The following is a 23,140-nucleotide window of genomic DNA, read 5'->3' on the forward strand; positions in this document are numbered from 1 at the left end:
CGGACCGCGTCAGCCGGCTCGGGCGATGCGGATGTGTCTGCCGGTGCGTTGGGTGCGCAGGGTGCGGCCGATCTCGTGGGTGCCGGGGTCGATGCTGAAGTAGCCCTGGTGGACGAGTGCGTGGCATCTGGGACAGAGTCCGATGAGGTTGGCGAGGTCAGTGGTGCCGCCGTGGGACCAGTACTCGACGTGATGGACGTGCACGATCGGTCCGTTGCAGCCGAGTCCGCCGCAGCGTCCGCCTTGGCGGGTGACGACGGCCTTGCGTTGGGCGGGGGTGGCGAGGCGTGCGGTGCGGCCGACGTCGAGGACGGAGTGCTTGCCGGCGGTCAGGATCGGGGTGAGGGCGCTGTCGCAGAGCATCTGCTGGAGCTGGGCCGGTCCGATGGTCCCGAAGCCGGCGAGGTCGGCGGTCGTGGTGTCAGCGTCCTGGGCGAGGTCGGCGAGGTCGAGCGTCAGTGAGACGTGGGGTCGGACGCCCTTGTCCTGGGGAAGTCCGGATTCGAGGATGCTGCTGAGCATCTGGTCGAGGGCGGTGACGCGGCGTTCGTTGACGGGGCGGTCGTCCTCGGCGCAGGTGGGTGCGGAGAGCGACTGCAGGACGGTCTTGAGCTTGGTGCCGGTGTCGAACGACAGGAACCCGGTGACATGAAATCCCTCGCCGACGGCGGAGAGCTTGATGTCGTGCTTGGCCATGCCCTTGATCCAGGCCTCGTCGAGGTCGTCGGGGTGGGCAGCGTCGCGGAGCTTCTTGACCGCCTGGCGCATCTTCTTGGGCTCGGCCTTCGCCGCGAGGTCCAGCATCCAGTCCATCGAGACCTCCACGACCGCAGGGTCGATGTGACGACTCGCGTAGGTGAACGCGTCGACGTGGTCCAGCGAGATGGCCCCGGCGGTGGCGAGGTCGGCGAGCTCGGGCATGTCGTCCAGCGTCCGGGCCGACCTGCTGAGCTGGGAGGCGTCCTTGACGTCGAGGTGCAGCTGATCGCGCAGCCAGTTCTTCACACTCGAGCAGCCCTCGGCCTCGTGGTCGCCGTGCTCGGCCATCTCGGCGACCAGGTCGACCTTCGCCGCATCGATCGCGTTCTGCACGACCTGCAGCAGCCGCAGCGCGTCGGTGGTCGTCGGGAACCCACGCAGCTCACCGGCCGCTGCGGTGAGCTGCTCGGCGACGTTCTGCGTGATCATGAGTCCATGATACCGAACACATGAGCGATACCACAAGGCCGAAAGTCCCGAAAACCACTGCGATTGCAGCATTCTCCAATCGTGCGTCGAGACCGTCGACGCAGTCCGCGCAGAAGGAGAAGTGTTCGTCCAACCCCGACTGCGCGCTCGGGGTCCGGGTGGCGACGGGTCGTGCTCGAGGGGGGAGTGCTCGCTGCTAGGCTCGGACACGTTCCACCCGACATCCTTTAACCACCGTCCCGTGAGGCGGAGAAGGAGGTCAGACATGGTCGTGCCCGACGGCACATCCGGTCCTGACGCTCGTGCAGCCACCCCCTCCGACGTGGGGCGCACCGTCCTCGACGAGACCGACATCTCCCGGGCTCTCACCCGGATCACGCACGAGATCCTCGAGCGCAACCGCGACGCCGACGGTCTCGTGATCCTCGGCATCCCCACCCGTGGCGTGCCGCTCGCGAAGCGCATCGCCGCCCGCATGAGCGAGGTGGAGGGGCGCTCCATCAACGCAGGCGCGCTCGACATCACGATGTATCGCGACGACCTGCACAGCGGCCCCGTCCGGTCGCTGGAGCACACCGACATCCCCGACGACGTCGACGGCCGCACCGTGGTCCTCGTCGACGACGTGCTGATGAGCGGTCGCACCATCCGCGCCGCGCTCGACGCGCTCGCGGACCTCGGCCGCCCCAAGGCGGTGCAGCTCGCCGTCCTCGTCGACCGTGGTCACCGTGAGCTGCCGATCCGCGCCGACTTCGTGGGCAAGAACCTGCCGACGTCGCTCACCGAGAAGGTGCGCGTGCGCCTCGCGGAGGCCGACGACCGGCCCGACGCCGTCTCCATCGAGGGAGGCGCGGCATGAAGCACCTGCTCAGCGCCGGCGACCTCGACCGTGACGAGGCGGTGCACGTCCTCGACACCGCCGAGGAGCTCCTCGGAGTGGCGCAGCGCCCGATCAAGAAGCTGCCCACGCTGCGCGGACGCACCGTGGTCAACCTCTTCTTCGAGGACTCCACGCGCACGCGCATCAGCTTCGAGGCGGCAGCCAAGCGGCTCTCCGCCGACGTCATCAACTTCTCCGCCAAGGGGTCCAGCGCCTCCAAGGGCGAAGGCCTGAAGGACACCGCGCTCACGCTCCAGGCGATGGGCGCCGACGCCGTGGTCGTCCGGCACGGCGCGTCGGGTGCCCCGCACCGGCTCGCGCACGAGGCATGGACGAAGGGCGCGGTGGTCAACGCCGGCGACGGCACGCACGAGCACCCCACCCAGGCTCTGCTCGACGCGTTCACCATGCGCCGCCACCTGACCGACGATGCGGCGAACGGAACCGGCGCCGACCTGTCCGGCAAGCGCGTCACCATCGTCGGCGACGTGCTGCACAGCCGGGTGGCGCGGTCCAACGCCCTGCTGCTGCACACGCTCGGCGCGCACGTCACGCTCGTCGCGCCGCCCACGCTGCTGCCCGTCGGCGTCGACACCTGGCCGGTCGAGACCTCCTACGACCTCGACGAGACCCTCGAGGGCACCGACGCGCTCATGATGCTGCGGGTCCAGGGGGAGCGGATGAACGACGCCTACTTCCCGAGCGCCCGCGAGTACAGCCGTCGCTACGGTCTCGACGTCGCCCGCATGAACCGACTGCCCGACCACGGGATCGTCATGCACCCCGGCCCCATGAACCGCGGCATGGAGATCAGTGCCGACGTCGCCGACTCCGGCCGCTCCGTCATCGTCGAGCAGGTCACGAACGGCGTCGCCGTCCGCATGGCCGTCCTGTACCTGCTGCTCGGCGGCTCCCAGAACCAGAACGAAGGAACGGCATGACCTCCTACCTCCTGCGAGACGCCCGTCCGCTGGGCGGCGACCCCGTCGACCTGCTGCTGCGCGACGGCGTCATCGTCGAGATCGGTCCCGACCTCGACGATGACGGGGCCGTCGTGGTCGACGCCGAGGGCCTCGTGGCCCTGCCCGGTCTCGTCGACCTGCACACCCACCTGCGCGAGCCCGGCCGTGAGGACGCCGAGACGGTGCTCACCGGCACGCAGTCGGCAGCACGCGGCGGCTTCACCTGCGTGCACGCCATGGCCAACACCTCGCCCGTCGCCGACACGGCCGGCGTGGTCGAGCAGGTCTGGCGGCTCGGCCGCGAGGGCGGCTTCTGCGACGTCCAGCCCGTCGGCGCCGTTACCGTGGGCCTCAAGGGCGAACGACTCGCGGAGCTGGGCGCCATGGCCGACTCCGCCGCCGGCGTCCGGGTGTTCTCCGACGACGGCATCTGCGTGTCCGACGCCGTCCTGATGCGCCGCGCGCTGGAGTACGTCAAGGCCTTCGACGGCGTGGTCGCCCAGCACGCGCAGGAGCCGCGGCTCACCGAGGGCGCCCAGATGAACGAGGGCGCGCTGTCAGGCGAGCTCGGCCTCGTCGGCTGGCCCGCCGTGGCGGAGGAGGCGATCATCGCCCGCGACGTGCTGCTGGCCGAGCACGTCGGCTCGCGGCTGCACGTCTGCCACCTGTCCACCCGCGGGTCGGTCGAGATCGTCCGCTGGGCCAAGAGCCGCGGCATCGACGTGACCGCCGAGGTCACGCCGCACCACCTGCTGCTCACCGACGACCTCGTGCGCAGCTACGACCCGATCTTCAAGGTCAACCCGCCGCTGCGCACCGCCGACGACGTGGCAGCCGTGCGCGAGGGTCTCGCCGACGGCACGATCGACATCGTCGCCACCGACCACGCACCCCATCCCATGGAGGACAAGGAGTGCGAGTGGTCTGCCGCCGCCTTCGGGATGATCGGCCTGGAGACCGCGCTGTCCATCGTGCAGGAGTCGATGGTCGACACCGGCGCCCTCTCCTGGGAGCAGGTCGCCGAGGTGCTCTCGGCGCGTCCGGCTCGCATCGGCCGCGTGCGCGAGCACGGCCGCCCGCTCGCCGTGGGCGAGCCGGCCAACGTCGTGCTCTACGACCCCGCAGCCACCCGCACCGTGGTGCCCGGGGACACCGCGTCGCTGTCACGCAACACCCCCTACGCCGGGCGCGAGCTGCCCGGCCGCGTGGTCGCCACGTTCCTGCGCGGCGTCCCCACCGTCCTGTCCGGCGAGCTGACCGAAGGAGTGCACGCATGACCCAGATGTCCACCACCCGACCGAGCGGGGCGCGCCGTGCGCCCGTTGCTGCCGTGCTCGTCCTCGAGGACGGTCGCACTTTCCGTGGCGAGTCGTTCGGCGCGGAGGGCACCACGATCGCCGAGATCGTGTTCGCCACCGGCATGACCGGCTACCAGGAGACGTTGACCGATCCCTCGTACCGCGGCCAGGTCGTCGTCATGACCGCCCCGCACATCGGCAACACGGGCGTCAACGACGAGGACTTCGAGTCCCGTCGCGTGTGGGTCGACGGCTACGTGGTGCGCGACCCCTCCCGTGTCCGCAGCAGCTGGCGGTCCAACCGCTCGCTCGACGACCTGCTCGGCGAGCAGGGCGTCGTGGGCATCAGCGGTGTCGACACCCGCGCCCTCACCCGCCACCTGCGCGAGCGCGGTTCCATGCGCGCCGCGATCAGCACCGAGCCCCAGCACACGGGCGGCTCGGTCGACGCGCTCCTCGCCCTCGTCCAGGCGGCCCCGTCGATGGAGGGCTCGAGCTTCCTCGACGACGTCACCACGCCCGAGCCGTACGTGGTGGAGGCCGTGGGGGAGAAGCGCTTCACCGTGGCCGCGATCGACCTCGGCATCAAGGGCATGACGCCCCGACGCATGGCCGAGCGCGGCATCGAGGTGCACGTGCTGCCGGCCTCCTCCACCATCGAGGACGTGCTGGCCGTGGGACCCGACGGGGTGTTCATGTCCAACGGTCCGGGCGACCCTGCCACGGCCGACCACGTCGTGGGGGTCCTGCGCGAGGTGCTCGAGCGCCGCATCCCCTACTTCGGGATCTGCCTGGGCAACCAGATGCTCGGCCGCGCCCTCGGTCGCGGCACGTACAAGCTCAAGTACGGCCACCGCGGCATCAACCAGCCCGTGCAGGACCGCACCACCGGCAAGGTCGAGATCACGAGCCAGAACCACGGCTTCGCGGTCGACGCCCCGCTCGAGGGCACCTTCGAGACGCCCTACGGCGACGCGCACGTGACCCACGTCGGCCTGAACGACCAGGTGGTCGAGGGCGTCGCGCTCGTCGACGGCCCGGCCTTCAGCGTCCAGTACCACCCCGAGGCGGCCGCCGGGCCGCACGACGCGGCGTACCTCTTCGACCGGTTCGTCCAGCTCATGGCCGACCACGCACCCGGGCACACCGGCAGCGACTCCACCACTCCTGGGAAGGACGGCGCCTGATGCCCAAGCGCACCGACATCTCGTCGATCCTCGTGATCGGCTCCGGCCCGATCGTCATCGGTCAGGCCTGCGAGTTCGACTACTCCGGCACGCAGGCCTGCCGCGTGCTCCGCGAGGAGGGGATCCGGGTCATCCTGGTCAACTCCAACCCGGCCACGATCATGACGGACCCGGAGTTCGCCGACGCCACCTACGTCGAGCCGATCACGCCGGAGTTCGTGGAGAAGGTCATCGCCAAGGAGCGTCCCGACGCCCTGCTCGCGACCCTGGGCGGGCAGACGGCGCTCAACGCCGCCATCGCCCTCGACAAGGCCGGCGTCCTGCGCAAGTACGACGTGGAGCTGATCGGCGCCTCGGTCGAGGCGATCGAGAAGGGCGAGAACCGTGAGTCCTTCAAGAAGATCGTCGAGGACCTGCCGAAGGAGTGGGGTGCCGAGGTGGCCCGCTCGGTCATCTGCCACACCATGGACGAGTGCCTCGCCGGAGTCGACGACCTCGGCGGCTACCCCGTCGTCGTCCGGCCGTCCTTCACCATGGGCGGGTCGGGCTCGGGCCTGGCGTACGACGAGGAGGACCTGCACCGCATCGCCGGCTCCGGCCTCGCGCTCAGCCCCACCACCGAGGTGCTCCTGGAGGAGTCGATCCTCGGCTGGAAGGAGTACGAGCTCGAGGTCATGCGCGACACCGCCGACAACGTGGTGATCGTGTGCTCCATCGAGAACTTCGACCCGGTCGGCGTGCACACGGGCGACTCGATCACCGTCGCTCCCGCGCTCACGCTCACCGACGTGGAGTACCAGCGCCTGCGCGACATCTCCCTCGGCGTCATCCGCGAGGTCGGCGTCGACACCGGCGGCTGCAACATCCAGTTCGCCGTCGACCCGGCCACCGGACGCATCGTCGTCATCGAGATGAACCCGCGCGTCTCGCGGTCGTCGGCGCTGGCGTCGAAGGCCACCGGCTTCCCGATCGCCAAGATCGCGGCCAAGGTGGCCATCGGCTACACGCTCGACGAGATCCCCAACGACATCACCCGCGTCACGCCCGCGTCCTTCGAGCCGACGCTCGACTACGTGGTCGTCAAGGTCCCGCGCTTCGCGTTCGAGAAGTTCCCGGCCGCCGACTCCACCCTCACCACGCACATGAAGTCCGTCGGCGAGGCGATGGCGATCGGTCGCAGCTTCACCGAGGCGCTCCAGAAGGCCCTGCGGTCGCTCGAGCGCCCCGACGCGGAGTTCGACTGGACCAAGGAGTGGGTCGAGCTCGACAAGGACGCGCTGCTCGAGGAGATCGGTCGCCCGCACGACGGTCGGCTCAAGAAGGTCATGGACGCCATCCGCGCGGGCGCCACGCCCGACGAGGTGTTCGAGGCCACGAGCATCGACCCGTGGTTCGTGGACCAGCTGGCCCTCATCAACGAGGTCGCGACCGACCTCATCGCCGCCGCCGAGCTGTCGCCCGTGCTGCTGCGTCGCGCCAAGCGGCACGGCTTCTCGGACCGGCAGATCGGTCGCATCCGCGGCATGTCCGCCGACGTCGTGCGCGGGGTGCGCCACGCCCTGGGCGTGCGGCCGGTCTACAAGACGGTCGACACGTGCGCCGCGGAGTTCGCGGCGAGGACGCCGTACCACTACTCCTCCTACGACGAGGAGACCGAGGTCGAGCCGCGCGAGAAGCCGGCCGTCCTGGTGCTCGGCAGCGGCCCGAACCGCATCGGCCAGGGCATCGAGTTCGACTACTCCTGCGTGCACGCGGTGCAGGCCCTGAGCGCGGTCGGCTACGAGACGATCATGGTCAACTGCAACCCCGAGACCGTGTCGACGGACTACGACACGGCCGACCGGCTCTACTTCGAGCCGCTCACGCTCGAGGACGTGCTGGAGGTCGTGCACGCCGAGGAGCAGGCCGGCCCGGTCGCCGGCGTCATCGTCCAGCTGGGTGGACAGACCCCCCTGGGCCTCGCCGCCGGGCTGGAGGAGGCGGGAGTCACCATCGTCGGCACGCAGCCGTCGGCCATCGACCTCGCCGAGGAGCGGGGTGCGTTCGGCCAGGTGCTCGACGCCGCCGGGCTCGTGGCTCCCAAGAGCGGCATGGCCACCACGTTCGACCACGCGAAGCAGATCGCCGACGAGATCGGCTACCCCGTGCTGGTGCGTCCGTCGTACGTGCTCGGCGGTCGAGGCATGGAGATCGTGTACGACGAGCAGACGCTCGGCGACTACATCACCCGGGCCACGGAGATCACCCCCGAGCGCCCGGTGCTCGTCGACCGCTTCCTCGACGACGCCATCGAGATCGACGTCGACGCACTGTACGACGGCACCGAGCTGTTCCTCGGCGGCGTGATGGAGCACATCGAGGAGGCCGGCGTGCACTCCGGTGACTCGGCGTGCGCCCTGCCGCCGATCACGCTCGGCAACCTGGAGATCGACCGCATCCGCGAGGCCACCGAGGCCATCGCCCGCGGCGTCGGCGTGCGCGGCCTGGTGAACATCCAGTTCGCGCTGTCGTCGGACATCCTCTACGTCATCGAGGCCAACCCGCGGGCGAGCCGCACGGTGCCGTTCGTGTCCAAGGCCACGGCGACGCCGCTCGCGAAGGCCGCGGCGCGGGTCATGCTGGGGGAGAGCATCGCCGACCTGCGCGCCGAGGGCCTGCTCCCGACCGACCGCGACGGCGGACGGCTGCCGGACGACGCGCCCATCGCGGTCAAGGAGGCCGTGATGCCCTTCAACCGGTTCCGGACCTACGAGGGCACGTACGTCGACACCCTGCTCGGCCCGGAGATGCGCTCCACCGGTGAGGTCATGGGCTTCGACACGACGTTCGGCACCGCCTACGCCAAGAGCCAGGCGGGTGCGCAGAACGGCCTGCCGACGTCGGGCAAGGTGTTCGTGTCGGTGGCCAACCGCGACAAGCGGCACATGATCTTCCCGATCAAGCGACTGGCCGACCTCGGCTTCGAGATCCTGGCCACGAGCGGGACGGCCGTGGTGCTCGCCCGCAACGGCGTGAAGGCCACGGTCATCCGCAAGCTGCAGGAGGAGCCGCTCCCGGGCCAGGAGCCGTCGACGATCGTCGACAAGATCCGCGACCAGGACGTCGACCTCATCATCAACACCCCGCACGGCATCTCCGGTGGGGCGAACGCACGTGTCGACGGGTACGAGATCCGCACGGCCGCCGTGGCCGAGGGCATCCCGTGCATCACGACGGTGCAGGGCCTCGCCGCCGCGGTGCAGGGCATCGAGGCGCTGCGCGAGCAGCGGGTGGGCGTCCGGTCGCTCCAGGAGTGGGCCGAACGGTTCGAGCCGGCCGCGCCCGCGACGTCGGGGGGCGCCTCGTGAGCTTCGGTTCCCGCGCCCGCGCCGCGATGGACGCCTACGGTCCCGCCTGCATCGGCATCGATCCGCACGGGGCGCTGCTCGAGGCGTGGGGCGTGGGGGACACCCTCGAGGGCCTCGACCGGTTCGCGGCCGCCTGCGTGGAGGCGTTCGCGGGCCAGGTGGGCTTCGTCAAGCCGCAGTCGGCGTTCTTCGAGCGGTTCGGCGCACGGGGCGTGGCGATCCTCGAGCGCACGCTGCAGGACCTGCGGCACACCGGCACCCTCACGATCCTCGACGTCAAGCGTGGCGACATCGGCTCCACCGCCGAGGCCTACGCCGACGCGTACCTCGACGAGGACAGCCCCATGGCCGCCGACGCCGTGACCGTGAGCCCGTACCTCGGCTTCGGCTCGCTCAGGCCCTTCCTCGACGTGGCCGAGAAGAACGACGCCGGCGTCTTCGTGCTGGCGCTGACCTCCAACCCCGAGGGTCCCGAGGTCCAGCACGCCGCCTCGGCCTCCGGTCGGACCGTCGCCGGTGACGTGCTGGCCGCCCTGCGTGCCGCCAACGAGGGTGCCACCCCGATGGGGTCCTACGGCGCCGTCGTCGGCGCGACGATCGGCGAGACCGACGAGGACCTCGACGTCAACGGGCCGCTCCTCGCGCCCGGCTTCGGCAGCCAGGGCGGCACCGTCGACGACCTGCGCCGGATCTTCGGCGACGTCGCGCACCTGGTGCTGCCGTCCACCTCGCGGCAGGTGCTGTCGGCCGGTCCCGACGTCGACGCGCTGCGCGCTGCGGCCGTCGCCGTGAACGAGTCCCTGCAGTTGTAGGCTCACCCTGACCACCGCGCGTCTGCGCTGGTCAGAGCACCCGCATCGATCCGAGGAGACCTGCATGACGCGCCCTCGCGTGAAGCACGCCGCGACCGCCGTGGCGGCGACCCTGGCCGGTGTCCTGCTGGCGGGCTGTGGTGGGCAGAGCCCCTACTGCGGGGCCGTGGAGAAGAACGCCGACACCCTCAACTCGTTCGGCAAGACGCGGACCGACGCGGCGTACACCTCCTACTCCAAGACCTTCAAGAGCATCGCCAAGGACGCGCCCGCGGGCGTCAAGGACGACTGGACGACCCTGGCCAAGGTGACCGACGGCGTGCTCGCCGCGCAGAAGGAGGTCGGCCTGCCGCTCGAGGACATGCGCGACGAGAAGGTCGTGGCCGAGCTCGACGACGCGCAGCTCAAGACCCTGAACGACGCCTACGAGGCGTTCAACGCCACGGCCGACCAGCGCACCGCGGTGGTCAAGAACGCCAAGACCGAGTGCGAGATCACCCTGAAGTGATCGCCCCGCATCCATCGACGTCGTGGCGCGCAGGCGTCCGGCAGGAGAGAGGTAGACCATCGTGGCCCTCCCACAGCTGACACCCGAGCAGCGGCAGGCCGCGCTCGCGAAGGCGGCACAGGCCCGCCAGGTGCGCGCCGAGGTCAAGAACCGGCTCAAGCACTCCGGTGCCAGTCTCGCCGACGTGATCGCCGAGTCGCGGGTGGACGACGTGATCGCCAAGCTGAGGGTCAGCGACCTGCTGCAGTCGATGCCCGGCGTCGGCAAGGTCCGCGCCCGCGAGATCATGGACCGCATCGGCATCGCCGACAGCCGTCGGCTCCGAGGCCTCGGCGTCAACCAGGTGCAGGCACTCCTGCGCGAGTTCGGCAGCCGTGAGCGCTGACGGTTCCCCTGCCCGTTCCAGGCTCGTGGTGCTGGCCGGGCCGACGGCGGTCGGCAAGGGCACCGTGGCGGCCTGCGTCCGTCGCGAGCGGCCCGACATCTGGATCTCCGTCTCCGCCACGACCCGCCCACCGCGGCCGGGCGAGCAGGACGGGATGCACTACCACTTCGTGAGCGAGGCCGAGTTCGACCGCCTCGTCGAGACCGACGGCCTGCTGGAGTGGGCCGTGGTGCACGGTCGCCATCGGTACGGCACGCCCCGCGAGCCCGTGGAGCAGCGACTGAGCGCCGGGAAGCCGGCCCTGCTCGAGCTGGACCTCCAGGGTGCGCGCCAGGTCCGTGAGGCCATGCCGGAGGCGCTGATGTGCTTCCTGGCGCCCCCGTCGTTCGAGGAGCTGGAGCGTCGGCTGCTGGGACGGGGCACCGAAGGACCCGAGGAACGCGAACGTCGACTGCGCACCGCGCACGAGGAGCTGGCGGCCGAGAGCGAGTTCGACGTCACGATCGTCAACACCGACGTCCCGGCCGCGTGCCGGGAGTTGATAGGCTTGTTCGAGGGCCCGCGCCAGAACGACGCCGCGAGTCCGGACCAGACTTCTTCCGCCATCCATCACAGCGAGGCACAGTGACCAGCACGCGTTCCGTGGCCGAGGGCATCACGAACCCGCCCATCGACGACCTGCTCGACAAGGCCGACTCCAAGTACAAGCTGGTGCTCTACAGCGCCAAGCGTGCGCGGCAGATCAACGCCTACTACTCCCAGCTCGGCGAGGGCCTGCTCGAGTACGTCGGCCCCCTCCTCGAGACCGAGGTCCAGGAGAAGCCGCTGTCCATCGCCCTGCGCGAGATCAACGCCGGTCTCCTGACCGCCGAGGACATCGACGGCTCCGAGGCCAACAGCACCGGGACGGTCAAGCCCGAGAAGGCCTGAGCGCCCGCTCATGACGGATCCCGCGGCCGGGGGGCCGGACCGACCTCGCGTCGTGCTCGGCGTCGCCGGCGGCATCGCCGCCTACAAGGCGGCCTCGTTGCTGCGCCTGTTCACCGAGTCCGGTCACGACGTGCGCGTCGTGCCCACTCGGTCCGCGCTGCAGTTCGTGGGTGCCCCCACGTGGGAGGCGCTCAGCGGGCAGCCCGTGTCCACGGAGGTGTTCGCCGACGTCCACGAGGTGCCCCACGTGCGGCTCGGCCAGCAGGCCGACCTCGTCGTGGTGGCACCCGCCACGGCCGACCTCCTGGCCAAGGCCGCCCACGGCCTGGCCGACGACCTGCTCACCAACACGCTGCTCACGGCGCGCTGCCCCGTGGTGCTGGCCCCGGCCATGCACACCGAGATGTGGGAGCACGCCGCCACCCAGGCCAACGTCGAGACGCTGCGCTCGCGCGGCGTCGTGGTGATCGAGCCCGCCGCCGGTCGGCTCACCGGCAGCGACACCGGCAAGGGTCGGCTTCCCGAGCCCGACGAGCTGTTCGCGGCCTGTCGAGCCCTGCTCGACGCGCCCACCCAGGACCTCGCCGGCCTGCACGTCGTCGTCTCCGCAGGGGGAACCCGCGAGTTCCTCGACCCGGTCCGCTACCTGGGCAACCGTTCGTCCGGGCGCCAGGGCGTCGCGATCGCCCAGGCCGCGCTGGCTCGGGGCGCCACCGTGCGGCTGGTCGCCGCCAACGTGTCGGTGCCGTTGCCGGCGGGGGTCGACGTCGTCGAGGTCGTCACCACCGCGGAGCTGCAGGCCGCCGTGGTCGACGCGGCCCGGTCCGCCGACGTCGTGGTCATGGCCGCCGCGCCCGCCGACTTCCGGCCCGCCGACGTGTCGGGCCACAAGATCAAGAAGCGCGACGACGGCCGCACGCCCGTCATCGAGCTCGTCGAGAACCCCGACATCCTCGCCGGGCTGGTGCGCGACCGCGCCGGTGACGCGACCCCGTTCGTCGTCGGCTTCGCCGCCGAGACCGGCGACGCCGACGGGAGCGTGGCCGACCACGCCCGGGCCAAGCTCGAGCGCAAGGGCTGCGAGCTGCTGGTGGTCAACGACGTCAGCGACGGCCAGGTGTTCGGCCAGGAGGACAACGAGGCCGTCATCCTCGGCTCCGACGGTGCCGAGGTCGCCGTGCCGCGCGGTCCGAAGAGCGCCCTGGCGCACGCCGTGTGGGACGAGGTCGTCCGCCGCTCGGGACGGCGGAACGTCACGGCCTGAGCGTCGTTACACTCCCCGAGGAACCACCTGTCGCACGCGTCCCGGCATCCGCCGGCGCACCGTACGCGCACCCCACCCCATCAGGAGAGATCGAGTGAGCCGCTTCTTCACGTCCGAGTCGGTGACCGAGGGCCACCCCGACAAGATCGCCGACCAGATCAGCGACAGCGTGCTCGACGCGCTGCTCGCCGAGGACCCCAAGAGCCGCGTGGCGTGCGAGACCTACGTGACGACCGGCCTGGTGCTGGTCGGCGGCGAGGTCACGACCGAGGCCTACGTGGACATCGCGCGAATCGCCCGCGACCGCGTGCTCGAGATCGGCTACGACTCCTCCGTCAAGGGCTTCGACGGTGAGTCCTGCGCCGTGCAGGTGACGCTCGACGCGCAGAGCGCCGACATCGCCCAGGGCGTCGACGCCGCGTTCGAGAACCGCGCCGACGGCTCGGTCGACCCGCTCGACCTCCAGGGCGCTGGCGACCAGGGCCTGATGTTCGGGTTCGCGATCGACGAGACCCCCGAGCTGATGCCGCTGCCGATCACGATCGCGCACCGCCTCGCCGAGCAGCTCACGGCGGTCCGCAAGGACGGCACGCTGCCCTACCTGCGCGCCGACGGCAAGACGCAGGTGACCATCGAGTACGGCGACGACGACAAGCCCAAGCGCGTCGAGGCCATCGTGGTGTCCACCCAGCACGAGGAGGGCATCGACCTCGACGGCCAGCTCCGCGGCGACATCAAGAAGCACGTCATCGACGCTGTGCTCGCGCAGTACGACATCGACTCCAGCGACTACAAGCTGCACGTGAACCCGACTGGCCGGTTCGTCATCGGCGGCCCCATGGGCGACGTCGGCCTGACGGGTCGCAAGATCATCGTCGACACCTACGGTGGCTACGCCCGCCACGGCGGCGGCGCGTTCTCCGGCAAGGACCCGAGCAAGGTCGACCGCTCCGCTGCCTACGCGATGCGCTGGGTCGCCAAGAACATCGTGGCCGCCGGCCTGGCCACCAAGGCCGAGGTGCAGGTCGCGTACGCGATCGGCGTGGCGCACCCGGTCGGCTTCTACGTCGACACCTACGGCACCGAGACGGTCCCGGTCGACAAGATCCGCGAGGCCGTGCTCGAGGTCTTCGACCTGCGTCCCGGCGCGATCGTCCGCGACCTCGACCTGCTGCGCCCGATCTACGCGCAGACCGCCGCGTACGGCCACTTCGGCCGCCCCGGCCTCCCGTGGGAGGACACCGGCCGCGCCGAGGCCCTGAAGGCCGCCGCGCACGCCTGACCTGCGTCCCTCGACCGCCCGTCGCCCCTCGTGGGTGGCGGGCGGTCGTGCGTGCGGCGTGACCCCGGCGCGATCTCGGCCTGCGACTGCTTCTCTCGGCCTCTCCTGGTGGTGGGTCGCGCGAGGGCCTCGAACGGGGATCCGGGTGCGCGCGGGGCCGGGTTCTCGGGGCTTCGTCGGGTGAGGGGTAGGTGGCCCGCGTCACGTCGGGGGTCCAAGTAGGACACCCGCGGACACGACGCCGCTATCCGCGGGTGGCCTACCTCTGGGGGCTCCGGTAGCGCGGGCCACCTACCGCTGACGCAGCCGGACCCCGGGCCCACCGTCCGGACCGCCTGGTAGACAGTCCGCGTGACCACCGGCGACCAGCTCGAGCTCCTCGCGGCTCCCGAGCCCGTGCCGCCGCCGGTGCTCCTCGAGGAGGGTGTCGACGAGCGGTCGGGCGAGGTCGCGCCGGTCCGCATCGCGCGGGTGGCGGTCGACACCCCGTTGCCGCACCTGGACCGGCTGTTCGACTACGCGGTCCCGCCCGAGCTCGATCCGCAGCCCGTCCCCGGGTGCCGGGTCAAGGTCCGCTTCGCCGGGCGCGCGACCGACGGCTACGTCGTCGGCCTGGGGGAGACGACCGCCCACGAGGGACGTCTCGCGCCGCTCACCAAGGTCGTCTCGGCCGAGCCCGTGCTGAGTGCCGAGGTGCTGGGACTGGCCCGCGAGGTGGCCGACCGCTGGGCCGGCACGCTGTCGGACGTGCTGCGGCTGGCGGTGCCACCGCGCCAGGCCAAGGTCGAGGCCCGTCCCTCGGTGCCGCGTCCGGACGACGACCTCCCGGGCGTCGACGACGAGGTCTGGCACCTCTGGCCGGACGGACCGGGCTTCCTCGGCGCGCTGGAGTCGGGCACCTCTCCCCGTGTGGTGTGGGAGGCGCTGCCCCTGCGCGACCCCGCCGTCGCGGTCGCGCAGGCCGCTCTCGCCACCCTGCGGTCGGGGCGGGGGACGGTGGTCTGCGTGCCCGACGCGCGCGAGCTCGACCACTGGGACGCGGCACTCACGTCGGTCCTCGGCCACGGGCGCCACGTGGTGCTCTCGTCGGGCCAGAAGCCGGCCGAGCGCTACCGGTCGTTCCTCGCCGTGGCGCGGGGCGAGGTGTCGATCGTGCTGGGCACGCGAGCCGCCGCGTTCGCGCCCGTGCACGACCTGGGTCTCGTGACCGTCTGGGACGACGGTGACGACCTCTACGCGGAGCCTCGGGCGCCGTACCTGCATGCCCGCGAGGTCCTGCTCACCCGGGCCGTGCGCGAGGACGCCGCGGTGCTGGTCGGCGGCTACGCACGCACGGCCGAGGCGCAGTCGCTCGTCGGCTCCGGCTGGGCGCGGTCGATGCGGGCCGAGGCCGTCACCCGACGCCGTGCGTGGCCACGTCTCGACGTCACCGACGGCAGCGTGGCCGGTGGCGCGCCGGCACGCCTGCCGCACCAGGTCTTCACCGCGGTGCGCCGCGCCGACGGCCCGGTGCTGGTCCAGGTGCCGCGTCGGGGGTACCGCACGTCGTTGAGCTGCCAGGACTGCCGGACCCCGGCCCGCTGCGCGGCCTGCGACGGCCCGCTCGCGCAGGGCGGTCGCGGTGCCACCGTGGCCTGCCGGTGGTGTGGCACCGAGGCCCCCCGATGGACGTGCCCGACGTGCGGCTCCGCCCGGCTGCGCGCCCCCGTCGTCGGCCAGCTGCGGACGGCGGAGGAGTACGCGGCGGCCTTCCCCGACCGTGCGGTCGTCACCTCCGGGGGTGCCGACGTCCTGGCCGAGGCACCGCCCGGCGACGTGCTCGTCCTCGCCACGCCGGGTGCCGAGCCGCGCGTCGAGGGCGGGTACGCGCTCGTGGTGCTCATGGACACCTGGCTGGCGCTGGGCCGCGACGACCTGCGGGTCGGCGAGGAGGCGCACCGGCGGTGGTTCAACGCCCTGGCGCTCGCGCGCGAGCGCGCCGCGGCGGTGGCGGTGGGCGACCCGGCCACGCTGCAGGGTCTCGTCCGCGCCGACCCCGCCGGCCTGGCCGAGCGCGAGCTGGCCGAGCGCGCCGAGGCGCACCTGCCCCCGGTCGCGCGCGTCGCGGTGGTCGAGGCGCCGGCCGACGTCGTCGCCGAGCTCGCGTCCAGGTCCTGGCCCGGAGCCACCGAGGTGCTGGGCCCGGTCCCGGTGCCGACGCGGCCGGGGGAGCCGGAGCATGACCGACTGGTGCTGCGCACACCGCGCCGCGACGGCCCCGCGCTGGCGGCGGCCCTGAAGGACCTGCAGTCCGCGCGCTCGGCGGCCAAGCTCCCGCCCCTGCGGGTCAGGATCGATCCGCACGCCTTCTGACCCCGGCACGTCCTGCCCGCACGGCCGGCGTGGGCGCACGCCCTAGACTCGGCCGACGTGAGGATCGTGTTCGCAGGTACCCCCGAGACCGCCCTGCCCTCGTTGGAGGCGCTGGTCGAGAGCCGGCACGACGTGGCGGCGGTGATCACCCGCCCCGACGCCCGCCAGGGCAGGGGCCGCACCCTGCATCCCTCGCCCGTCGCGGCCCGCGCCGAGGAGCTCGGGATCGAGGTGCTGAAGCCCGCTCGTGCCGACGACCCGGCCTTCCTCGACCGCCTGCGCGAGATCGGCCCGGCGTGCTGCCCGATCGTCGCGTACGGCGCGCTGCTGCGACGCGAGGCGCTCGACGTCCCGGAGTACGGCTGGCTCAACCTGCACTTCTCGGTGCTGCCCGCCTGGCGTGGTGCCGCACCGGTGCAGCGCTCGATCATGGCCGGCGACGAGGTCACCGGTGCCACGGTCTTCAGCCTCGTCGAGGCGCTCGACGCCGGACCGGTGCTCGGCACGATCACCGAGCGCATCCGCGAGGACGACACCGCCGGGACCCTCCTGGACAGGCTCGCGCACGAGGGTGCCCGACTGCTGGTCGATGCGATCGACCACGTCGAGGACGGTGACGCCGCGGCGGTGTCGCAGCCCGACGACGGCGTCTCCTACGCCTCGAAGCTCAGCACCGACGATGCGCACGTCGACTGGACCCGCCCGGCCTTCGCGGTCGATCGCCAGGTCCGCGGCTGCACTCCTGCTCCGGGCGCGTGGTCCGTGCTGGGGGACCAGCGGATCAAGCTCGGACCGGTCACGCCGACGTCCGAGGACACCCTCGCGCCGGGTCAGGTGCAGGCCGGCAAGCACGAGGTGCGGGTCGGCACCGCCACGACCGACGTGGTCCTCGGTCAGGTGCAGCCCACCGGCAAGAGAGCCATGTCGGCTGCTGACTGGGCGCGCGGCACGGCGATCGAGCCCGGCGTGGTGCTGTCATGAGGAGGATCTCGTGAGCGACCCGTCCCGTGGCGTCGCGTACGACGTGCTGCGGGCGGCCGACGAGCGCGACGCGTACGTCAACCTCCTGCTGCCGCAGCTGCTGCGTGAACGCCGCATCGAGGGGCGCGACGCCGCGTTCGCGACCGAGCTGGTCCACGGCACGCAGCGCCTGCGGGGCACCTACGACGCCGTGATCGACTCCCTCGTCGACCGACCTCTCGACCCAGAGGTGCGCGACGTGCTGCGGCTCGGTGCCCACCAGGCGCTCTCGATGCGGGTCCCGTCGCACGCCGCCGTCTCCACGAGCGTGAGCCTCGTGCGACGGGTGGTGGGGCACAAGACGGCCGGACTGGTGAACGCGGTCATGCGCAAGGTCGCGGCCGACGACCTGGACACGTGGCTCGACCGCCTCGTGCAGGGTCGCGCCGGCGACGACGCGCTCGCCGTGCGGTACTCCCACCCGGCGTGGATCGTCGATGGTCTGCGGACCGCGCTGCGGTCCGTCGACGCGGCCGACGAGCTGGAGCAGCTGCTCGCGGCCGACAACCTCGCGCCTCGCGTCACGCTCGTGGCTCGACCCGGTCTGGTCGACCCCGCGCGGCTGCCCGGGCGGCCCGGCTCGGTCTCTCCCTACGCGCGCGTGCTCGACGGGGGAGACCCGGGCGACGTCGCCGCCGTGCGGGACGGCCTGGCCGGTGTGCAGGACGAGGGGTCTCAGATGGTCGCGATCTCCGTGGCGGAGGCGACACTCGAGGGACCGGACGCCCGGTGGCTCGACCTCTGCGCCGGACCCGGTGGCAAGGCGGCCCTCCTGGGGGCGCTCGCCGCACAGCGAGGTGCGCACCTGGTCGCCAACGAGGTCCAGCCGCACCGGGCCGAGCTGGTGCGGCAGGGTCTGCGCGCCCTGCCCGACGTCGACGTCACCGTCCACGACGGCCGTGAGGGTCCGTGGGAGCCCGGTTCGTTCGACCGCGTGCTCGTGGACGCACCCTGCACCGGGCTGGGCGCACTGCGCCGACGTCCGGAGTCGCGCTGGCGACGCTCGCCCGACGACCTCGCCTCGCTCGTGCCGCTGCAGCGCGACCTGCTGCGGCGTGCCGTCGAGCTGACGCGTCCTGGCGGGGTCGTCGGCTACGCCACGTGCTCGCCCCTGGTGGAGGAGACCCTTGAGGTCGTGGAGTCGGTGGGACCCGGCGTCGCCGCGCTCGAGTCCGTGCACCGCTGGTGGCCGCACCGCGACGGCACCGACGCGATGTTCCTCGCGATCCTCCGCCGCCGCTGACCGGCGGGAACGGGGCGCCACTACGCTGTCGGCCATGGCCATCCAGATCACGCCGAGCCTGCTCAACGCCGACTTCGCGAACCTGGCGGGTGAGGCGGCACGGATCCCGACGGCCGACTGGCTGCACATGGACGTCATGGACAACCACTTCGTGCCCAACCTGACGCTCGGCGCACCGGTCATCGAGGCGCTCAGCAAGGCCTCCGCCCAGCCGATCGACGCGCACCTGATGATCGCCGACCCCGACCGCTGGGCACCACAGTTCGTGGAGGCCGGAGCGGGCAGCGTCACCTTCCACGTGGAGGCCGCGCACGCGCCCGTGCGCCTGGCCCGCGAGATCCGCGCGCAGGGTGCCCGCGCGTCCATGGCGCTCAAGCCGGCCACCCCCATCGAGCCGTACGCCGATCTGCTCCCCGAGCTCGACATGGTGCTCGTCATGACCGTCGAGCCCGGGTTCGGTGGTCAGAAGTTCCTCGACCTGTGCCTGCCGAAGATCCGCCGCACGCGTGAGCTCATCGAGCGCACCGGCGGCGAGATCTGGCTGCAGGTCGACGGCGGGGTCTCCGTCGAGACCATCGAGCGGTGCGCCGACGCCGGTGCCGACACCTTCGTCGCCGGCTCCGCGGTGTTCGGCGCCGACGACCCCGGCGCCATGGTCGAGACGCTGCGCGGGCTCGCCGACTCCGCCTGCCGCCACTGAGTCGGACGCCTCGGGACGTGGTCCCGGTCTCTCATCGGGAGACGGCGGCCGAGGCTCTCGTGCGCCCGGCTACACTTTCGCCGTACGAGCAACAGCTCGCGTGTTCCGGGGTCGGTGCAATTCCGAGCCGGCGGTCATAGTCCGCGACCCGCCCTCCTTCGGGAGGACGGTTGAACCGGTGGAACTCCGGTACCGACGGTGAAAGTCCGGATGAGAGGCACACGCGGGGTCTGGCGCCGGGTCCGTGCGGACCCGTGCACCCGACCCGACGACCCCGGATCGGCGAGCCCGACCGGAGGACACGATGGGCACCGAGGCTGGACGCACGGGCACCGAGCAGCAGGCCATGCGCGTGGCGATCGACGCCGCGCGCTCCGTGGCCAGCGCGCTCCCGAACCCCCGGGTCGGTTGCGTGCTGCTGACTCCCGCAGGAGAGCAGCTGGCGGTCGGTCTGCACCGAGGTGCGGGGACGCCGCACGCCGAGGTCGACGCCCTCCAGCAGGCCGGTGACGCCGCGCGTGGGGCCACGGCGGTCGTCACGCTCGAGCCGTGCGCGCACACCGGGCGCACCGGGCCGTGCGCCGAGGCGCTCCTGGAGGCAGGTGTGGCCCGGGTCGTGTTCGCCCAGACCGACCCGAACCCCGAGGCCACAGGTGGCGCCGACCGCCTGAGGGCGGCCGGCGTCGAGGTCGAGTCCGGGCTGCTCGCCGACGAGGCCGCCGAGCTGAACGTGGAGTGGACCTTCGCCCTCACCCACGGTCGCCCCTTCGTCACCTGGAAGTACGCCGCGACCATGGACGGCCTGAGCGCCGCTCCCGACGGCTCGAGCAAGTGGATCACCTCGGCCGAGGCCCGACGCGACGTGCAGCTCTTCCGCGCCGGTGCCGACGCGATCATGGCGGGTACCGGCGCGGTCCTGGCCGACGACCCGCGCCTGACCGTCCGCGACGCCGACGACCTCCCGCTCCCGTACGACCGCCAGCCCTTGCGCGTCGTGGTGGGGGAGACCCACATCCCCTCGTACTACCGGGTGTTCGACCGGGTCGCGCCGACGTTGCTCGTGCAGAGCCGCGAGCCCGACGAGGTGCTCGCGAAGATGGTCGAGAACGGCGTCCGGCACGTGTGGCTCGAGGGCGGTCCTCGCCTGGCCGGCGCGTTCTGGAACGCGGGCCTGGTCGACCGGGTGATCGGCTACATCGCTCCCGCGATGCTCGGCTCGGGCCGGGCCGCGCTGGAGGGCGAGGCCGCCACGCTGGCCGACCTGCGTCCCATCGACCTGCACGACGTCGCGCGGATCGGCCCCGACATCCGCATCATCGGCACGCCGGGCCGTGCCCCACGTGAGGAGATGCCCTGATGTTCACCGGTCTCGTGGAGGAGAAGGGCGTCGTCACGGCGATCGAGTCGCTCGGCGACTCCGTGCGCCTCTCGGTGCGCGGCCCCGTCGTCACGGCCGACGCGACGCACGGAGCCTCGATCTCCGTGAACGGCTGCTGCCTCACGGTCATGGACCAGTCGTCGCAGGAGGGGGACGGCGACGTCTTCAGCGCCGACGTCATGGCCGAGTCGCTCGACCGCACGTCGCTCGGTGGCCTGGAGGTCGGTGACGAGGTCAACCTCGAGCGCGCCATGCAGGCCGGTGCGCGGATGGGCGGGCACATCGTGCAGGGGCACGTCGACGGCACCGGGGCGCTGATCGACCGCACGCCGAGCGAGCACTGGGACGTGCTGCGCTTCTCCCTGCCGGCCGAGCTGGCCCGGTACCTGGTCCCCAAGGGCTCGATCACGGTCCAGGGGGTGTCGCTCACGGTCGTCGAGGTCGTCGATGCCCCCGGCGGGGGTGCCGGGCCGTGGGCGGCGGACGGACCGGACGCCTGGTTCTCGGTCTCCCTCATCCCCACCACCCTCGCGGACACGACGCTCGGCACCCTCGCCCCCGGCGACCGGGTGAACCTCGAGGTCGACGTCCTCGCCAAGTACGTGGAGCGGCTGCTGGCCGCCCGCCTCCCGAAGGAGCAGCAGTCATGACGACGTATTCGGACGCCGGCGGCGACACGGTCCGCCTCGACAGCATCGAGCGGGCGATCGCCGACATTCGCGACGGCAAGGCCGTCGTGGTGGTCGACGACCCGGGCCGCGAGAACGAGGGCGACATCATCTTCGCCGCGAGCAAGGCCACGCCGGAGCTGATGGGCTTCCTGGTGCGGTACTCCAGCGGCTACGTGTGCGCACCCGCGCCGGGGGCCATCCTCGACCGGCTCGGCATCCCGCTCATGACGCCGCACAACCGCGAGATGATGCGCACCGCCTACACGATCTCGATCGACGCCCGCGACGGCATCACCACGGGCATTTCGGCAGCCGACCGGGCGCGCACGGTCCGGGTGCTCGCCGACTCGGCGACCGAGCCGTTCGAGCTGGTCATGCCGGGCCACGTGCTGCCCCTGCGCGCGAAGGAGGGCGGCGTCCTGGCGCGCGCCGGACACACCGAGGCTGCGGTGGACCTCACCCGGCTCGCGGGCCTGACGCCGGTCGGCGTGATCGGCGAGGTCGTGCACGACGACGGCACCCTCATGCGGGCGCCCGCCCTGCGCGCGTTCGCCGACGAGCACGACCTGGCCCTCGTCTCGATCGAGGACCTGCAGGTGCACCTGCGTCTGCACGAGTCCCAGGTCGAGCGGCTCGCCACGACGACGCTCCCCACCGAGTTCGGCACCTTCGCCGCACACGGCTTCCGCGACACGATCGACGGGGCCGAGCACGTGGCCCTCGTGCACGGAGACCTCGCCGCGGCGGCCGCCGAGGGTGCGAGCGTGCTGGTCCGTCTGCACTCGGAGTGCCTGACCGGTGACGTGTTCGGCTCGCGGCGCTGCGACTGCGGGCCCCAGCTCCAGGCGTCCATGGCGGCGGTCAAGGCCGAGGGGGCGGGCGTCGTGGTGTACCTGCGCGGTCACGAGGGCCGAGGGATCGGTCTGCTGCACAAGCTGCAGGCCTACGCCCTGCAGGACGCCGGCCGTGACACGGTCGACGCCAACCTCGCCCTGGGGTTCGGCGAGGACGAGCGCGACTACGCCGCCGGCGCGCAGATGCTGCGCGACCTCGGCATCGGCTCGGTCCGGCTGCTCACCAACAACCCGGACAAGGCGACGCAGCTGGAGGCCTACGGCGTGAAGGTGGCCGAGCGGATCTCCCTGCAGATCCAGCCGACCGCCGAGAACATCCAGTACCTGAGGACCAAGGCCGAGCGGATGGGTCACGACCTGCCCGACCTGGGCCTCGACGAGACGACGGGAACGACGGCATGAGCGGACACGGAGCACCCACCCTGCAGGTCGACGCCACGGGGGCCCGCGTGGCCGTCGTGGCCTCCAGCTGGCACGACCAGGTGATGGACGGCCTGATCGCGGGCGCCCAGCGCGCCCTGTCGGACGCCGGGGTCACCGACGCCACGCTCGTGCGGGCTGCCGGTTCGTTCGAGCTGCCGCTCGTCGCCCAGGGGTGCGCGGCCGCCGGCTTCGACGCGGTCGTGGCCCTCGGCGTGATCATCCGAGGCGGCACACCTCACTTCGAGTACGTCTCGGCCGCAGCCACCGACGGCCTCGCGCGGGTGTCCCTCGACACGGGTGTGCCGGTGGGGTTCGGTCTGCTGACGTGCGACACCGAGCAGCAGGCGCTCGACCGCGCCGGGCTCGAGGGCAGCGTCGAGGACAAGGGTCGGGAGGCCGCCGAGGCCGCGCTGTCGACCTGGGCGACCCTGCGCACGCTGGCGTCCCTAGACTGAG

Annotated in this window: 21 protein-coding genes and 1 riboswitch; of the genes, 20 read left to right on the top strand and 1 reads right to left on the bottom strand. The window is 72.1% G+C overall.

Annotation, left to right across the window (positions count from 1 at the left end; all coding sequences use genetic code 11):
• Positions 1 to 9: 9 nt before the first annotated feature.
• Positions 10 to 1,188 carry an HNH endonuclease gene (locus ASF37_RS14505; protein WP_056581332.1) on the bottom strand — a complete coding sequence of 393 codons (1,179 nt, stop codon included), beginning with the start codon at positions 1,186 to 1,188 and terminating at the stop codon, positions 10 to 12.
• Positions 1,189 to 1,453: 265 nt separating this feature from the next.
• Between ASF37_RS14505 and pyrR the strand changes: the two genes are divergently transcribed.
• The 20 genes from pyrR (at position 1,454) to ribH (ending at position 23,139) form a co-directional block, all read left to right on the top strand.
• A complete protein-coding gene (gene pyrR / locus ASF37_RS14510; protein ID WP_055970418.1) occupies positions 1,454 to 2,047 on the top strand; it encodes a bifunctional pyr operon transcriptional regulator/uracil phosphoribosyltransferase PyrR in 594 nt (197 codons plus the stop codon).
• Positions 2,044 to 3,009 (top strand): aspartate carbamoyltransferase catalytic subunit, encoded by a 966-nt coding sequence (locus ASF37_RS14515; RefSeq protein ID WP_055970416.1) that lies wholly within the window; start codon positions 2,044 to 2,046, stop codon positions 3,007 to 3,009. The genes pyrR and ASF37_RS14515 overlap by 4 nt, the downstream gene beginning before the upstream one ends.
• Positions 3,006 to 4,307, top strand: coding sequence for a dihydroorotase (locus ASF37_RS14520; protein WP_055970414.1), 1,302 nt, complete (start codon positions 3,006 to 3,008; stop codon positions 4,305 to 4,307). The genes ASF37_RS14515 and ASF37_RS14520 overlap by 4 nt, the downstream gene beginning before the upstream one ends.
• On the top strand, positions 4,304 to 5,515 hold the full coding sequence (gene carA, locus ASF37_RS14525) for a glutamine-hydrolyzing carbamoyl-phosphate synthase small subunit (RefSeq protein WP_200931235.1): 1,212 nt from the start codon (positions 4,304 to 4,306) through the stop codon (positions 5,513 to 5,515). Before ASF37_RS14520 ends, carA begins: the two co-directional genes overlap by 4 nt.
• Positions 5,515 to 8,862, top strand: a complete 3,348-nt coding sequence (carB, locus tag ASF37_RS14530) for a carbamoyl-phosphate synthase large subunit (RefSeq protein ID WP_056581334.1) — start codon at positions 5,515 to 5,517, stop codon at positions 8,860 to 8,862. The genes carA and carB overlap by 1 nt, the downstream gene beginning before the upstream one ends.
• The gene (gene pyrF, locus ASF37_RS14535) at positions 8,859 to 9,674 is read left to right on the top strand and encodes an orotidine-5'-phosphate decarboxylase (RefSeq protein WP_082480856.1); all 816 of its coding nucleotides are present in this window, start codon (positions 8,859 to 8,861) and stop codon (positions 9,672 to 9,674) included. Before carB ends, pyrF begins: the two co-directional genes overlap by 4 nt.
• 64 nt (positions 9,675 to 9,738) lie before the next feature.
• Positions 9,739 to 10,182 (top strand): hypothetical protein, encoded by a 444-nt coding sequence (locus tag ASF37_RS14540; RefSeq protein ID WP_056577562.1) that lies wholly within the window; start codon positions 9,739 to 9,741, stop codon positions 10,180 to 10,182.
• 61 nt (positions 10,183 to 10,243) lie between these two features.
• Complete coding sequence (gene mihF, locus ASF37_RS14545) at positions 10,244 to 10,567, top strand: integration host factor, actinobacterial type (RefSeq protein WP_055970407.1); 324 nt, start codon at positions 10,244 to 10,246, stop codon at positions 10,565 to 10,567.
• A complete protein-coding gene (gene gmk, locus ASF37_RS14550) occupies positions 10,557 to 11,195 on the top strand; it encodes a guanylate kinase (protein WP_082480845.1) in 639 nt (212 codons plus the stop codon). The genes mihF and gmk overlap by 11 nt, the downstream gene beginning before the upstream one ends.
• Entirely contained in the window at positions 11,192 to 11,497 is a 306-nt protein-coding gene (gene rpoZ, locus ASF37_RS14555) for a DNA-directed RNA polymerase subunit omega (RefSeq protein ID WP_056554994.1), read from the top strand. The genes gmk and rpoZ overlap by 4 nt, the downstream gene beginning before the upstream one ends.
• A 10-nt stretch (positions 11,498 to 11,507) precedes the next feature.
• Positions 11,508 to 12,761 (top strand): bifunctional phosphopantothenoylcysteine decarboxylase/phosphopantothenate--cysteine ligase CoaBC, encoded by a 1,254-nt coding sequence (coaBC, locus tag ASF37_RS14560; protein ID WP_056577565.1) that lies wholly within the window; start codon positions 11,508 to 11,510, stop codon positions 12,759 to 12,761.
• Positions 12,762 to 12,855: 94 nt separating this feature from the next.
• Complete coding sequence (gene metK, locus ASF37_RS14565; RefSeq protein WP_055970400.1) at positions 12,856 to 14,043, top strand: methionine adenosyltransferase; 1,188 nt, start codon at positions 12,856 to 12,858, stop codon at positions 14,041 to 14,043.
• Positions 14,044 to 14,394: 351 nt separating this feature from the next.
• Entirely contained in the window at positions 14,395 to 16,395 is a 2,001-nt protein-coding gene (locus ASF37_RS14570) for a primosome assembly protein PriA (protein ID WP_235500009.1), read from the top strand.
• A 57-nt stretch (positions 16,396 to 16,452) separates the two neighbouring features.
• Positions 16,453 to 17,376, top strand: coding sequence for a methionyl-tRNA formyltransferase (gene fmt, locus ASF37_RS14575; RefSeq protein WP_055970398.1), 924 nt, complete (start codon positions 16,453 to 16,455; stop codon positions 17,374 to 17,376).
• A gap of 10 nt (positions 17,377 to 17,386) precedes the next feature.
• On the top strand, positions 17,387 to 18,658 hold the full coding sequence (locus tag ASF37_RS14580) for an RsmB/NOP family class I SAM-dependent RNA methyltransferase (protein WP_056581337.1): 1,272 nt from the start codon (positions 17,387 to 17,389) through the stop codon (positions 18,656 to 18,658).
• Positions 18,659 to 18,692: 34 nt separating this feature from the next.
• Positions 18,693 to 19,358: a ribulose-phosphate 3-epimerase gene (rpe, locus tag ASF37_RS14585; protein ID WP_056577576.1), complete on the top strand. Its 666-nt coding sequence runs from the start codon at positions 18,693 to 18,695 to the stop codon at positions 19,356 to 19,358.
• Positions 19,359 to 19,454: 96 nt separating this feature from the next.
• Positions 19,455 to 19,585: riboswitch (FMN riboswitch) on the top strand.
• Positions 19,586 to 19,662: 77 nt separating this feature from the next.
• Entirely contained in the window at positions 19,663 to 20,715 is a 1,053-nt protein-coding gene (ribD, locus tag ASF37_RS14590) for a bifunctional diaminohydroxyphosphoribosylaminopyrimidine deaminase/5-amino-6-(5-phosphoribosylamino)uracil reductase RibD (RefSeq protein WP_056581340.1), read from the top strand.
• On the top strand, positions 20,715 to 21,386 hold the full coding sequence (locus tag ASF37_RS14595; protein ID WP_055970389.1) for a riboflavin synthase: 672 nt from the start codon (positions 20,715 to 20,717) through the stop codon (positions 21,384 to 21,386). Before ribD ends, ASF37_RS14595 begins: the two co-directional genes overlap by 1 nt.
• Positions 21,383 to 22,663 (top strand): bifunctional 3,4-dihydroxy-2-butanone-4-phosphate synthase/GTP cyclohydrolase II, encoded by a 1,281-nt coding sequence (locus ASF37_RS14600; RefSeq protein WP_055970387.1) that lies wholly within the window; start codon positions 21,383 to 21,385, stop codon positions 22,661 to 22,663. The genes ASF37_RS14595 and ASF37_RS14600 overlap by 4 nt, the downstream gene beginning before the upstream one ends.
• Positions 22,660 to 23,139, top strand: a complete 480-nt coding sequence (ribH, locus tag ASF37_RS14605) for a 6,7-dimethyl-8-ribityllumazine synthase (protein ID WP_055970385.1) — start codon at positions 22,660 to 22,662, stop codon at positions 23,137 to 23,139. The genes ASF37_RS14600 and ribH overlap by 4 nt, the downstream gene beginning before the upstream one ends.
• The last annotated feature ends 1 nt before the right edge of the window (position 23,140 follow it).

It is taken from the genome of Aeromicrobium sp. Leaf289 (genome assembly GCF_001423335.1).
Lineage (GTDB): Bacteria > Actinomycetota > Actinomycetes > Propionibacteriales > Nocardioidaceae > Aeromicrobium.